This is a genomic window from Methylobacterium sp. BTF04, assembly GCF_010692745.1.
Classification (GTDB): Bacteria; Pseudomonadota; Alphaproteobacteria; order Rhizobiales; family Beijerinckiaceae; genus Methylobacterium.
Genome location: NZ_JAAHTB010000009.1, coordinates 28,158 through 41,372, shown reverse-complemented (window position 1 = coordinate 41,372; position 13,215 = coordinate 28,158). Strand labels below are relative to the sequence as shown.

The following is a 13,215-nucleotide window of genomic DNA, read 5'->3' as shown; positions in this document are numbered from 1 at the left end:
ATCGTCCGATCCTCAACCCAGCGTCACCGCCCCGGTCACCGAGCCCGGCCGCACTCGCGTGCGTGCCGAGACCGTGCCGTGGGCCAGGGCGATGTTGTCGTAGAATTGCCGGGCGCTCTCACCCCAGGTGTAGCGCAGGGCCTCCTCGCGGCATCGCGCCCGGGGGATCGCGAGGGCACCGAACGCCGCCTGGCGCAGATCGTGGTCGAGCACGCCGGCCCCCGTGCCACCGATCACGTCGAGGGGCCCGGTCACCGGATAGGCCGCCACCGGCACGCCGCAGGCGAGGGCTTCCAGAAGCACGATGCCGAACGTGTCGGTGAGGCTCGGAAACACGAACACGTCAGCGGCCGCGTAGGTCGCCGCGAGGGTCGGTCCGGTCTGGGTGCCGAGGAAGCGCGCCTTCGGGTCGATCGCGGCCAGACGCGCCCGGTCGGGTCCGTCACCGACCACGACCTTGGTGCCGGGCAAGGCCAAGCGGAGAAAGGCCTCGACGTTCTTCTCCACCGCGAGCCGGCCGACGAACAGGAAGATCGGCCGGGGCAGGCCGGCGAGCGCCTCCGACGCCTGCGGCCGAAACAGGTCGGTGTCGACGCCGCGGGTCCAGCGCATCAGGTTGGTGAAGCCACGCGCGGACAGGTCGCGCTCCAATGACGGCGTGCTCACCATCGTCCCGCTCGAGGCGCCATGGAACCGCCGCAGCCAGGCGTAGCTCCACGCCTCCGGCATGGGGGCACGCGCCGCGAGGTATTCGGGAAAACGGGTGTGATAGCTCGTGGTGAACGGTCGCCGGTGCGCGAGGCAGTACCGTCGTGTGGCGTAGCCCACCGTACCCTCGGTGGCGATGTGGACATGGGTCGGCGCGAGCCCGGCCCAGCGCCGCGCCACCTTCGCCTTCGTGGCGTAGGACAGACGGATCTCGGGGTAGCCCGGCAACGGAATCGAGGCGAAGTCCTGATGCGTCAGCATCACGGTGTCGAAGCCGAGGCCCGGCCCGGCGGCGGCCATGTGCTCGAGGGAGCGGACGACGCCGTTGACCTGCGGGTGCCACGCGTCGGAGGCGATGAGGAGCCTCACGCGACAGCCCGTGTCCCGTCCTGCCGGACGTCGAGCACGTCCTGCTGCGCCGCTTGCGCGCGCTTGAGGCTCGGATAATGCAGGACTTCCATGGTGCCGTCGTAATGCTCGACGATGGCGGTGCAGGATTCTACCCAATCCCCGGTGTTGAGGTAGGTCAGGCCGCCGATCTGGCGGTTAGCGGCATGGTGGATGTGTCCGCAGATGACCCCGTCGGCGCCGACCCGCCGCGCTTCGGCGCTGAGCAGTTCCTCGAACTTTCCGATGAAGTTGACGGCGTTCTTCACCCGGAGCTTGGCCCAGGCCGAGAGCGACCAATACGCGAGGCCGAGGCGGCGGCGCACGGTGTTGACGTAGGTGTTGATGAAGAGGGCGAACGTGTAGGCACCGTCGCCCAGATAGGCGAGCCATTTGGCGTGGCGCACCACCATGTCGAACTGATCGCCATGGATGACGAGGTAGCGCTTGCCATCGGCGGCCTCGTGAAGGCGCTGGTCGGCGATCTCGATCCCGCCGAAGGTCATGCCGATATAATCGCGCAGGAATTCGTCGTGGTTTCCCGGCACATAGACCAGGTTCGAGCCCTTGCGCACCTTGCGCATGAGCTTTTGCACGACGTCGTTGTGGCTCTGCGGCCAGTACCAGCCGGACTTCAGCTGCCACCCGTCGACGATGTCACCGACGAGATAGATCTCGTCAGCATCATAGTCGCGCAGGAACTCCAGCAACAATTCCGCCTGACAGCCCTTGGTACCGAGATGCATGTCCGACAGGAAGAGGGTCCGGACGCGGATCGTCTTCTCTGTTTCTTCGCTCACAATCATCTCCGAGCGTTCTTACTGTCCCGGAGCCAAACCGGATTCCCGTATCAGTTTGATGACGTCGGCCGATTCGGTCGGATCGGTCGCGCATTACGTGCGGCAGTGCCGCACGAGCCTGCCGTGCACGAAAAAAATTTTGATTTGCATGCAAGTATTTCGGGTTTTCCTTTCGGTGCGAAGGTGGGCATAGTTCGACCCAAGGTACCCCACCGGTCCCCGTGCGCTTGCACGTGGCCGGAGCCCATCGAGGCGAACCAAGGGTGCCGTCCACGGGATGACACGCTGAGACGGCCAAGCGGCGCGCGCTCAGATGCGCGGCCCGGCCTATGGAGAGAGGCTTGAGGAATTCGGACGCGTTCGGGCCATTGGGCTTTCGGGACCATGCCCCGTGGCCGGACGGTGCCGGTCCGGCGCCTGTCGGGTTCCTGCGGGCAGGCCGGTGCCACCGACACTCCGACCAGACCACCCATGCGTAGGGACCAATCCGGTGAGTAGTATCGCCGGGATGCACCGTCCGCTTCTCATCACCGATATCGAAGCGTTGCACGAAACCGTGCGCGCACAACGTTAAAACGGAGACAACACCATGGCGGCAACGCGACGGCCCGGCCGGAACCACCTGTTCGTTCCCGGTCCGACCAACATCCCCGACCGCGTCTTGCGCGCGATGCTGGTGCAGTCCGAGGACCACCGTTCGGTCGACTTCCCCGCGCTGACGAAGCCGCTGTTCCAAGACACCAAGGCGGTGTTCGGTTCGACCGAGGGCACCATCTTCCTGTTCCCGGCTTCGGGCACCGGCATCTGGGAATCCGCGCTCACCAACACGCTGGCCCGCGGCGACAAGGTGCTGACCGCGCGCTTCGGCCAGTTCAGCCATCTCTGGGTCGACATGGCCGAACGTCTCGGCCTCAACGTCATCGTCCAGGACGAGGAGTGGGGCACCGGCGCGAGCCCGGAGCGGATCGGCGAGGCCCTGCGCGCCGACAAGAACCACGAGATCAAGGCCGTCATGGTCGTCCATAACGAGACCGCCACCGGCGTGACCTCGGATATCGGCGCCGTGCGCAAGGCGATGGATGCCGCCGGCCACCCGGCACTGCTGTTCGTCGACGGCGTGTCCTCGGTGGGCTCGCTTCCCTACAAGATGGACGAGTGGGGCGTCGATTGCGCCATCGCCGGCTCCCAGAAGGGCCTGATGCTGCCCGCCGGCCTCGGCGTGATCTGCGTCAGCCCCAAGGGTCTCAAGGCCGCCGAGGATTCGGCCGGCAAGAACGACCGTCTCGCCCACGTGTACTTCGACTGGGCCGACCACCAGAAGCAGAACGGCGCCGGCTACTTCCCCTACACCCCGCCACTGCCGCTGCTCTACGGCCTGCGCGAGGCGCTTGCCTGCCTTAACGAGGAAGGCCTCGAGAACGTCTACCACCGCCACCATGTGCTCGCCGAGGCCACCCGCCAGGCGGTTGCGGCCTGGGGTCTCAAGACCTGCGCCAAGGAGCCCAAGTGGAACTCCGACACCGTCACCACCATCCTGGTGCCTGAGGGCGTCGACGGTGCGGCGATCATCAAGCACGCCTATGTCCGCTACAACCTCGCCCTCGGCGCTGGTCTGAGCAAGGTGGCCGGCAAGGTGTTCCGCATCGGCCACGTCGGCGACATGAACGAGCTCTCGCTGCTCGGCGCGATCGCCGGCGCCGAAATGTCGATGCTCGACAACGGCGTGAAGGTGCAGCCCGGCTCTGGCGTCGCCGCCGCGTCGAGCTACCTGCGCGAGAACCCGCTCTCCAAGTCCTGAGACTCCACGCCCTAGGGCGATTATCGATCTCCGGGGCCCAACGGCCCCGGAGACTTTCCAGACCATCGCAGCATCAGCGATCCGGCCCAGTCGGCCAGAGGGTTCCATGACGAAGAAGATCGTTTTCCTCGACCGTGAATCCCTCGATGCCAAGGTTCGGGAGTTCAGCTTCCCGCACGAATACGTCGAATACGATTCGACCTGGACGCCCGACGAGATCGTGGAGCGCCTGAAGGGCGCCGAGATCGCGTTGATCAACAAGGTGCCGATGCGCGCCGACACGTTGAAGCAATTGCCCGACCTCAAGCTGATCGCGGTCGCCGCCACCGGCACCGACGTGGTCGACAAGGCCGCCGCCAAGGACCTCGGCATCACGGTCGTCAACATCCGCAACTACGCCTTCAACACCGTACCCGAGCACGTGATCGGCCTGATCTTCGCGCTGCGCCGGGCCATCGTGCCCTACGCCAACTCGGTGCGCAGGGGCGATTGGGCGAAGTCGACCCAGTTCTGCTACTTCGACTACCCGATCCACGACATTGCCGGCTCGACCCTCGGCATCGTCGGCTACGGTGCCCTCGGCAAGTCCATCGGCAAGCGCGCGGAAGCGCTCGGCATGAAGGTCATCGCCTACGACGTGTTCCCGCAGGACGGCCTCGTCGATTTTGATACGATTCTGACGCAGTCTGATGTCATTACGTTGCACGCACCGCTGACCCCCGAGACCCGCAACATGATCGGTCGCGAACAGCTCGCGAAGATGAAGCCGCATGCGCTCCTCATCAACACCGCGCGCGGCGGTCTCGTCGACGAGGAGGCCCTGGCCGAGGCCCTTCAGAACGGTACCATCGGCGGCGCCGGCTTCGACGTGGTGATGACCGAGCCGCCCAAGAACGGCAACATCCTGTGCGAGCTCGACCTGCCCAACCTCATCGTCACGCCGCACGTGGCCTGGGCGAGCAAGGAGGCGATGCAAATCCTCGCCGACCAGCTGGTGGACAACGTCGAGGCATTCGTCGCCGGCAAGCCGCAGAACGTGGTGTCGGACACCACCGCCTGAGGATAGGACGCGGGCTCGCCGACCGTCATAGGGGAGGAGCCTGCCGAACCGGCCCGTGGCGGATGGTTCAATCGAGATCGAACGCCAACCGCGCCAAGGCGCGGGACCAATAGGGATCAAGAAAAATGAAAAAACTGCTGTTCCAATTCGACACCGATGCCGTTCCGAGCGTGTTCGACGTGGTCGTCGGCTACGATGGCGGTGCGGACCACATCACAGGCTACGGCAACGTGACCCCCGACACTGTCGGCGCGCTGGTCGACGGTACGATCTACACCCGTGGCGGCTCAGAGAAGAAGTCGACGGCGATCTTCGTCGGCGGCGGTAACATGGCGGCCGGCGAGGCGGTGTTCGAGGCGGTCAAGAAGCGCTTCTTCGGTCCGTTCCGCGTCTCGATCATGCTCGATTCCAACGGCTCGAACACCACCGCCGCCGCTGGCGTCGCCCTGGTGCAGAAGGCCGCCGGTTCTCTCAGCGGCAAGAAGGCCGTCGTGCTCGCCGGCACCGGTCCGGTGGGCATGCGCTCCGCCGCTCTGCTCGCCCAGGAAGGCGCCACCGTGATCCTCTGCGGTCGCTCCCTCGACAAGGCCCAGGCCGCGGCCGACGCCATCAACGCGCGCTTCAAGGTCGAGATCTCCGCCGCCGCCACGCCGGACGCCGCATCCCGTGCCGCCATCGTCAAGGGCCAGAATCTGATCTTCTCGGCCGGCGCCATCGGCATCGAACTTCTGTCGGAAGCCGACTGGAAGGACGAGGCCAGCATCGAGTTCGTCGCTGATTACAACGCCCAGCCGCCGCTCGGCTTCGGCGGCATCGAGGCCATGGACAAGGGCAAGGAGCGCCACGGCAAGAAGGTGTTCGGCGCGCTCGGCATCGGCGGCCTCAAGCTGAAGCTCCACCGTGCCTGCGTCGGCCAGCTCTTCGACAGCACCGAGCAGGTGCTCGACGCCGAGGAGATCTACGCCCTCGCCAAGAAGATGGCCTGAGCCATGGCGACGAACGACACCGCCGCCGACACCACCATCGCCGTCTTCCTCGACGGATTGGCGAGCGCGGCGCCCACCCCCGGGGGCGGCGGCGCTGCCGCCATCCACGGGGCGATGGGTGCGGCTCTCCTCAGCATGGTCTGCAACCTCACCATCGGGAAGAAGAAGTACGTCGCGGTCGAGGGCGAGCTGAAGGACATCCTCGCTCAATCCGAAGCCCTGCGGGCTGAACTCACCGGGATGATCGCCGACGACGTGGCGGCGTTCGATGCCGTCATGGCGGCTTACGGTCTGCCGAAGGGCACCGACGACGAGAAGGCCGCCCGGGCGGAGACGATCCAGGAGGCGCTCAAGGTCGCCACCGACGTCCCGCTCGACTGTTGCCGCGCCTGCCGCAAGGTCATCGACCTGGCCGAGCCGGTGGCCGAGAAGGGCAACCTGAACGTCATCTCGGATGCTGGCGTCGCGGTCCTGTCAGCCCATGCGGGCCTGCGCAGCGCGGCACTCAATGTCTACGTCAATGCCAAGGGCCTGGACGATCGCGCGTTTGCGGACGAGCGTCTGAAGGAACTCGAATCCCTGCTCGGTGCGGCCGGACCGCTGAACGAGTCGATCTACGAGATCGTCAAGGCCAAGGTGAATTAGCACTGTCTCACGCGAGGCGGACGCCGCCTCGCGTGAAGTATAAGACGAAAGCTGGTGACCATGACGCCAAGATCATGGAATAGTCCCTGACGCCAAGGTGAACCGCACAGGTTCATTGAATTCAAAAAGCATTCCGACTGCCTCAAGGCAGACTCAACGAGAATGTAAAAAAATATAAACGCCAAGACCCTTTTCGCGAAGTGAAATTTACGAGAAGGTCCCGGCCAGGAAACGTCGAGGAGATCGCACATGGACGTTCACGAGTACCAAGCCAAGGAACTGCTCGCTGGCTTCGGCGTGGCGGTTCCCAAGGGCGCGGTGGCTTTCAGCCCCGATCAGGCCGTCTACGCAGCGACCGAGCTCGGCGGCTCGTTCTGGGCCGTCAAGGCGCAGATCCATGCCGGCGCGCGCGGCAAGGCCGGCGGCATCAAGCTGTGCCGGACCTATAACGAGGTTCGCGATGCGGCCAAGGAGCTCCTCGGTAAGCGCCTCGTCACGCTGCAGACCGGGCCCGAGGGCAAGCCGGTCCAGCGCGTCTACATCGAGACCGCAGATCCGTTCGAGCGCGAACTTTACCTCGGCTACGTGCTGGATCGTAAGGCCGAGCGGGTGCGGGTCATCGCCTCGCAGCGCGGCGGCATGGATATCGAGGAAATCGCCGCCAACGAGCCCGAGGCCCTGATCCAGGTGGTGGTCGAACCCGCCGTCGGCCTGCAACAGTTCCAGGCGCGCGAGATCGCGTTCCAGCTTGGCCTCAACATCAAGCAGGTCTCGGCCGCCGTGAAGACGATCATGAACGCCTACCGTGCGTTCCGCGATTGCGACGGCACCATGCTGGAGATCAACCCTCTCGTCGTCACCAAGGACGACCGCGTCCTTGCACTCGACGCCAAGATGAGCTTCGACGACAACGCGATGTTCCGTCGTCGCAACATCGCCGAAATGCACGATCCCTCGCAGGGCGATCCGCGCGAAGCCCAGGCGGCCGAGCACAACCTCAGCTATATCGGCCTCGAAGGCGAAATCGGCTGCATCGTCAATGGCGCCGGTCTGGCTATGGCGACCATGGACATGATCAAGCATGCGGGCGGCGAGCCGGCGAACTTCCTCGATGTCGGCGGCGGCGCCAGCCCGGACCGCGTCGCGACCGCCTTCCGCCTTGTCCTGTCGGACCGGAACGTGAAGGCGATCCTGGTCAACATCTTCGCCGGCATCAACCGCTGCGACTGGGTCGCCCAAGGCGTGATCCAGGCCGCACGGGAAGTGAAGATCGATGTGCCGCTCATCGTCCGGCTCGCCGGCACGAACGTCGAGGCCGGGCAGAAGATCCTGGCCGAGAGCGGCCTCGATCTGATCACCGCCCACAGCCTGTCGGACGCCGCCGCAAAGGCCGTCGAGGCTTGCGACGCCGCAAAGCGCAAACACTAAGAACGGGGAGGATACGTCATGAGCATTCTGATCGACGAGAAGACCCCGATCATCATCCAGGGGATCACCGGCGACAAAGGTACGTTCCACGCCAAGGAGATGATGGAGTACGGCTCCAACATCGTCGGCGGCGTCACTCCCGGCAAGGGCGGCAAGACCCATCTCGGGGTGCCGGTGTTCAACACCGTCAAGGAGGCCGTGGAGGCTACCGGTGCGACCACCTCCATCACCTTCGTGGCTCCGCCCTTCGCGGCCGATGCGATCATGGAGGGGGCCGATGCCGGCCTCGCCCTGATCTGCTCGATCACCGACGGCATCCCGGCCCAGGACATGATGCGGGTTAAGCGCTATCTGCGGCGCTACCCCAAGGACAAGCGCACCATGGTGGTGGGCCCGAACTGTGCCGGCATCATCTCGCCCGGCAAGTCGATGCTCGGTATCATGCCCGGTCACATCTACCTCAAGGGCAATGTCGGCGTGATCTCGCGCTCGGGCACTCTCGGGTACGAGGCTGCCGCGCAGATGATGGAAGAGGGCATCGGCATCACCACCTCAGTGGGGATCGGCGGCGACCCGATCAACGGTTCGTCCTTCCTCGACCATCTGGCTCTGTTCGAGCAGGACCCGGACACCAAGGCGGTGCTGATGATCGGCGAGATCGGTGGCCCGCAGGAAGCCGAGGCCTCGGCCTGGATCAAGGAGAACATGACGAAGCCCGTCATCGGCTTCGTCGCCGGTCTCACCGCGCCGAAGGGCCGCCGCATGGGCCATGCCGGTGCCATCATCTCGGCCACCGGTGACAGCGCCGCCGAGAAGGCGGAGATCATGCGCTCCTACGGCCTGACGGTCGCCCCGAGCCCCGGCGAGTTTGGCTCGACGGTGGCGCAGGTCATGCGCCAACTCGCGGCATAGTCGCGCCAAACCCTCCCCCCCGCGGGGGAGGGCGGTCGCGCAGCGACCAGGACGAGGGCGACGCGATGTCCTGACAGGTCGCCCCTCTTCCGCGGAGGGAGAGAGGGAGACGCACCGGCCTCGTACCCACACACCAAGCGCTTGATCGTCACGGCAGTGCGTTCCATGCTGCCGACGCCGCCGCTTCTCACCGTTGTCCGCGGACGCTCGCGGTCATCGGCTCAACTCTGTTCGAGGTGGCCCATCCGATGACGGATACCCTTCACGCCCCAGTCGGGGCCATCGACCACACCTTCGCCCCCCCGGTGATCACGGGCACGTCGTCGAAGGAAGCACTCGATATCCTGTTTCGTGCGCTGCTCGAAGTGGCGCGCCGTCACGAGCCCGAGCTGGAGGACGTCCTCCTCGGTCGCGCGAACATTTCCGGGTTCTCGCCCGAATTGCTCGCCCGCGCGCTACAGGTCCAGGGCATCTGGTTCCAGCTCCTCTCCATCGCCGAGCAGAACGCCGCGATGCGCCGCCGTCGTCAGGTCGAGCGCACCAAGGGCCGCGAGGCCCTGAGCGGCAGCTTCAGTGCGGTTCTGGCCGATGCCGCGGCCAGCGGCATCAAGGCGCCGGAAATCCACGCGCTGTTGAAAGACCTGCGCATCCGCCCGACGATCACCGCGCACCCCACCGAGGGCAAGCGCGTCACGGTGCTCGAAAAGTTCCGCCGCATCTATCTCGTCCTGCGCGAGCTCGAACTGCCGCGCTGGACCGAGCGCGAGCGCAACGGCCTGATGAACGAGCTGCGGGATCAAATCGAGCTCGTCTGGATGACCGGCGAGCTGCATCTGGAAAAAGCCACCGTCGAGCGCGAGGTCGCCTGGGGGCTGCACTTCTTCGACGAGACCCTGTTCGAGATGCTGCCCGAGGTGCTGTACTCGCTCGAGGAAAGCCTCGCGCAGTATTACCCGGACGAGAAGTTCGAAGTGCCGCCGTTCTTCCAGTTCGGCTCGTGGATCGGCGGCGATCGCGATGGCAATCCCTACGTCACCTCGTCGGTGACGCGGACAACGCTGCAACGCAACGCGCTCGCGTCGCTCCGGCGCTATCGCAGCGGCGTCACGGCGCTCGGCCGCACCCTGTCGCTCACCGAGCGCTCGCTGCCGGTGCCGCCGTCGTTCAAGGACGCTCTGGCGCATATGCTGGTGGAGAGCGGCGATGGCCGCGCCATCGCCAGCCGCAACCCCGGCGAGGCGTATCGCCAGTTCCTCACCTGCATCCTGCGCAAGATCGAGGCGACGATCCTACGCAACAAGGGGCAGCGCTCCACCGACCCGGACTACCCGAGTGCCGATGGTCTCATCCACGACCTGCGCACCCTCGAGCAGGGACTGGCCGACGCCAAATGCCCGTCTTTGGCCACCGACCTGGTGCGCCCGGTGCGGCGCATGGTGGAGATCTTCCGCTTCTCCACCGTTCGACTCGACTTGCGCGAAAACACCACCCGCACCACCAAAACCCTGCACGCCCTGTGGAATCAGGCCAACGGCGCCAACCGGACTCCGCCCGATCTCGAATCCCCCGAGTGGAAGAAGTGGCTGCTCGACGAACTCGCCAAGCCCCGCAAGGGCGAGCGCAGCTTCGAGGATCTACCCGACGATGCCCGCGAGACTCTGGAGACCTTCGCGCTGGTGGGCGAGATGCGCGAGCAGCTCGACCGCGAGGCCTTCGGCTCGTTCGTCCTGTCGATGACCCGGTCCGTCCCCGACATCCTCGGCGCCTACCTGCTCGCCAAGGAAGCCGGCAACTTCCTCGATGCATCGGGCACCGAGATCTGCTGCCTGCCGATCGTTCCGCTGTTCGAGACCATCGACGACCTTCGCGCGGCGCCGGCGATCATGAAGGAGCTCTTCACGATCCCCGTGGTGCGCCGCTCGACCCGCTGGCAGGGCGGGGTGCAGGAGGTGATGATCGGGTATTCGGATTCCAACAAGGATGGCGGCTTCGTCGCCTCGAACTGGGAGCTCTATAAGGCGCAGAGCAAGCTCACCGAACTCGGCAAGACCTCGGGCGTGCCCATCGCCTTCTTCCATGGCCGCGGCGGTTCGGTGAGCCGGGGAGGGGCGCCGACCGCACGTGCCATCGCGGCCCAGCCGCCGGGCTCGATCAACGGCCGCTTCCGCACCACGGAGCAGGGCGAGGTCGTCTCGTTCAAATACGCCAACCGCGGTACCGCGGCCTACCAGATGGAATTGCTGGCCTCGTCGGTGTTCGAGCATGCGCTGAAATCCGAGCGCGAAGCCGCGAAGATTCCCCGTAACGAGTTCGACGACAGCCTGGAGGCGCTGTCGGGCGCCTCGCGGGCGGCCTATGTCAACCTGATCCAGCACCCCGATCTCGTGACCTATTTCGGCGCGGCGAGCCCCCTCGATGAGATCGCGCTGCTGAACATCGGTTCGCGGCCGGCCCGCCGCTTCGGCGCCCGCTCGCTGTCGGATCTCCGCGCCATCCCGTGGGTCTTCGCCTGGTCGCAGAACCGGCACGTCATCACCGGCTGGTACGGCGTCGGGTCCGGTCTCAAGAGCTTCCTCGACGTGCGCGGTGCCCAGGGCGAAGCGCAGTTGAAGCGGCTGTTCGCCGAATCCAAGGCGTTCCGCCTGATCCTCGACGAGGTCGAGAAGACCCTTCTGATGGTCGATCTCGAAATCGCCCGCGACTATGCCGGCCTGGTGCCCGACGAATCCGTCCGCGAGACCATCTTCCCGCTGATCGAGGCCGAATACGACCTCACCCGCGAGATGGCCCTGCGGGTCAGCGGCGGCCGGGAATTGGCCGAGCGCTTCCCCCTGTTCCGCGACCGGCTCAACGGGCGCCTGCCCACGATCAATCAGGTCAGTCGGGAGCAGGTCGAGTTGCTGCGCCGATTCCGGGCGGAAGAGGACGAGGACAAGCGCGAGGCGGTGAAATCCGCCCTGCTGCTCTCGATCAATTGCATCGCCGTCGGCTTCGGCGCGACGGGCTGACCGTTCTTTAAGGATACCGAGGACCGGCGACGGTCCTGGGCCTCGCGCCAAGGCGCATCTCGAACCGTATGGCAGGCCGGTTTTATGGTCTCGCCAGCGACCCGGACACGAACCCAAGGAAGGATTTCCCCATGAGCTTTACCCTGATCCAACAGGCCACCCCGCGCCTCCACCGCTCGGAACTCGCCGTCCCCGGCTCCAACCCGACCTTCATGGAGAAGTCGGCCTCCTCGAAGGCCGACGTGATCTTCCTCGACCTCGAGGACGCGGTGGCTCCCGACGACAAGGAGCAGGCCCGCAAGAACATCATCCAGGCGCTCAACGAGATCGACTGGGGCACCAAGACCATGATGATCCGCATCAACGGTCTCGACACCCACTACATGTACCGTGACGTGGTCGACATCGTGGAGGCCTGTCCGCGCCTCGACATGATCCTGATCCCCAAGGTCGGCGTGCCGGCCGACGTCTACGCCATCGACGTGATGGTGACGCAGATCGAGCAGGCCAAGAAGCGCGAGAAGAAGATCGGCTTCGAGGTTCTGATCGAGACCGCGCTCGGCATGGCCAACGTCGAGGCGATCGCCACCTCGTCGAAGCGCCTGGAAGCCATGTCGTTCGGCGTCGCCGACTATGCCGCCTCCACCCGCGCCCGCTCCACCGTCATCGGCGGCGTGAACCACGATTACAGCGTGCTCACCGACAAGGACGAAGCCGGCAACCGCCAGACCCATTGGCAGGACCCGTGGCTGTTCGCCCAGGCCCGCATGATGGTCGCCTGCCGCGCCTACGGCCTGCGCCCGATCGACGGCCCGTTCGGCGACTTCTCCGATCCGGACGGCTACACCTCCGCCGCCCGCCGCTGTGCGGCCCTCGGCTTCGAAGGCAAGTGGGCGATCCACCCGAGCCAGATCGACCTCGCCAACGACGTGTTCACGCCGTCGGCCGCCGAGGTCGATAAGGCCCGCCGCATCCTGGTCGCGATGGAAGAGGCCGCCAAGGCCGGCAAGGGCGCGGTGTCGCTCGACGGGCGCCTCATCGACATTGCGTCGATCCGCATGGCGGAAGCGCTGATCGAGAAGGCCAACGCGATGGCCGCCAACTGAACGACACGAACGGCCGCTCCCTTCCGGAGCGGCCGCTTTACGATGGGGGAAGGCGGCCGATGCTGGTCACGTCCATCGATCCTCTGGTCGCACTCGGCGTGGTTCTGGCCACGGCGGTGACGGATGCGGCCTACGTCTTCTTCAATGCGGCCGTGGGCGCCCGCCAGCGCGTGCGCGCGGCCAACTGGAGCGCGATCTGGTACCTGCTCTCCGCCTTCGCGGTGATCAGCTATACCCAGAACGCGCTCTACGTGCTGTTTGCGGCGCTCGGCTCCTGGATCGGCGCCTTCGCGTCGGTGACGTGGCTGAAGCACCGCGCCGACGGCGGACCGATCCGCCACCCCTGAAGCTTTCGCGCGCCCGCACCCTGAATGGGC

11 protein-coding genes are annotated in these 13,215 nt (G+C 65.9%); 9 read left to right on the top strand and 2 right to left on the bottom strand.

Annotated features, from left to right (window positions below):
- Positions 1–12: 12 nt before the first annotated feature.
- Positions 13–1,077, bottom strand: coding sequence for a glycosyltransferase family 1 protein (locus G3T14_RS07705; protein WP_163641699.1), 1,065 nt, complete (start codon positions 1,075–1,077; stop codon positions 13–15).
- Positions 1,074–1,895 (bottom strand): UDP-2,3-diacylglucosamine diphosphatase, encoded by an 822-nt coding sequence (locus G3T14_RS07700; RefSeq protein WP_163641698.1) that lies wholly within the window; start codon positions 1,893–1,895, stop codon positions 1,074–1,076. The genes G3T14_RS07705 and G3T14_RS07700 overlap by 4 nt, the downstream gene beginning before the upstream one ends.
- Before the next feature lie 589 nt (positions 1,896–2,484).
- On the opposite strand from G3T14_RS07700, the gene G3T14_RS07695 reads away from it, so the two are divergent.
- The 9 genes from G3T14_RS07695 (at position 2,485) to G3T14_RS07655 (ending at position 13,185) form a co-directional block, all read left to right on the top strand.
- Complete coding sequence (locus tag G3T14_RS07695) at positions 2,485–3,693, top strand: aminotransferase class V-fold PLP-dependent enzyme (RefSeq protein ID WP_163641697.1); 1,209 nt, start codon at positions 2,485–2,487, stop codon at positions 3,691–3,693.
- Positions 3,694–3,799: 106 nt separating this feature from the next.
- Positions 3,800–4,753: a D-2-hydroxyacid dehydrogenase gene (locus G3T14_RS07690; RefSeq protein WP_163641696.1), complete on the top strand. Its 954-nt coding sequence runs from the start codon at positions 3,800–3,802 to the stop codon at positions 4,751–4,753.
- A gap of 125 nt (positions 4,754–4,878) precedes the next feature.
- Positions 4,879–5,739, top strand: a complete 861-nt coding sequence (locus tag G3T14_RS07685) for an NADP-dependent methylenetetrahydromethanopterin/methylenetetrahydrofolate dehydrogenase (protein WP_163641695.1) — start codon at positions 4,879–4,881, stop codon at positions 5,737–5,739.
- Between the two features lie 3 nt (positions 5,740–5,742).
- Complete coding sequence (gene fchA, locus G3T14_RS07680; protein ID WP_163641694.1) at positions 5,743–6,384, top strand: methenyltetrahydrofolate cyclohydrolase; 642 nt, start codon at positions 5,743–5,745, stop codon at positions 6,382–6,384.
- Positions 6,385–6,633: 249 nt separating this feature from the next.
- On the top strand, positions 6,634–7,812 hold the full coding sequence (locus tag G3T14_RS07675; RefSeq protein ID WP_163641693.1) for a malate--CoA ligase subunit beta: 1,179 nt from the start codon (positions 6,634–6,636) through the stop codon (positions 7,810–7,812).
- Positions 7,813–7,830: 18 nt separating this feature from the next.
- Positions 7,831–8,724 carry a succinate--CoA ligase subunit alpha gene (sucD, locus tag G3T14_RS07670; protein WP_163641692.1) on the top strand — a complete coding sequence of 298 codons (894 nt, stop codon included), beginning with the start codon at positions 7,831–7,833 and terminating at the stop codon, positions 8,722–8,724.
- 248 nt (positions 8,725–8,972) lie between these two features.
- Positions 8,973–11,732 (top strand): phosphoenolpyruvate carboxylase, encoded by a 2,760-nt coding sequence (locus G3T14_RS07665; protein ID WP_163641691.1) that lies wholly within the window; start codon positions 8,973–8,975, stop codon positions 11,730–11,732.
- A gap of 131 nt (positions 11,733–11,863) precedes the next feature.
- The gene (locus G3T14_RS07660; protein ID WP_163641690.1) at positions 11,864–12,838 is read left to right on the top strand and encodes a CoA ester lyase; all 975 of its coding nucleotides are present in this window, start codon (positions 11,864–11,866) and stop codon (positions 12,836–12,838) included.
- 59 nt (positions 12,839–12,897) lie between these two features.
- On the top strand, positions 12,898–13,185 hold the full coding sequence (locus G3T14_RS07655; protein WP_163641689.1) for a hypothetical protein: 288 nt from the start codon (positions 12,898–12,900) through the stop codon (positions 13,183–13,185).
- Positions 13,186–13,215: the final 30 nt, after the last annotated feature.

Bases quoted from the DNA above. Each gene is read 5' to 3' on its own strand.
- sucD (WP_163641692.1), top strand. From the start codon at position 7,831: ATGAGCATTCTGATCGACGAGAAGACCCCGATCATCATCCAGGGGATC.
- G3T14_RS07665 (WP_163641691.1), top strand. From the start codon at position 8,973: ATGACGGATACCCTTCACGCCCCAGTCGGGGCCATCGACCACACCTTC.
- G3T14_RS07695 (WP_163641697.1), top strand. From the start codon at position 2,485: ATGGCGGCAACGCGACGGCCCGGCCGGAACCACCTGTTCGTTCCCGGT.
- G3T14_RS07675 (WP_163641693.1), top strand. From the start codon at position 6,634: ATGGACGTTCACGAGTACCAAGCCAAGGAACTGCTCGCTGGCTTCGGC.
- fchA (WP_163641694.1), top strand. From the start codon at position 5,743: ATGGCGACGAACGACACCGCCGCCGACACCACCATCGCCGTCTTCCTC.
- G3T14_RS07690 (WP_163641696.1), top strand. From the start codon at position 3,800: ATGACGAAGAAGATCGTTTTCCTCGACCGTGAATCCCTCGATGCCAAG.
- G3T14_RS07660 (WP_163641690.1), top strand. From the start codon at position 11,864: ATGAGCTTTACCCTGATCCAACAGGCCACCCCGCGCCTCCACCGCTCG.
- G3T14_RS07655 (WP_163641689.1), top strand. From the start codon at position 12,898: ATGCTGGTCACGTCCATCGATCCTCTGGTCGCACTCGGCGTGGTTCTG.
- G3T14_RS07685 (WP_163641695.1), top strand. From the start codon at position 4,879: ATGAAAAAACTGCTGTTCCAATTCGACACCGATGCCGTTCCGAGCGTG.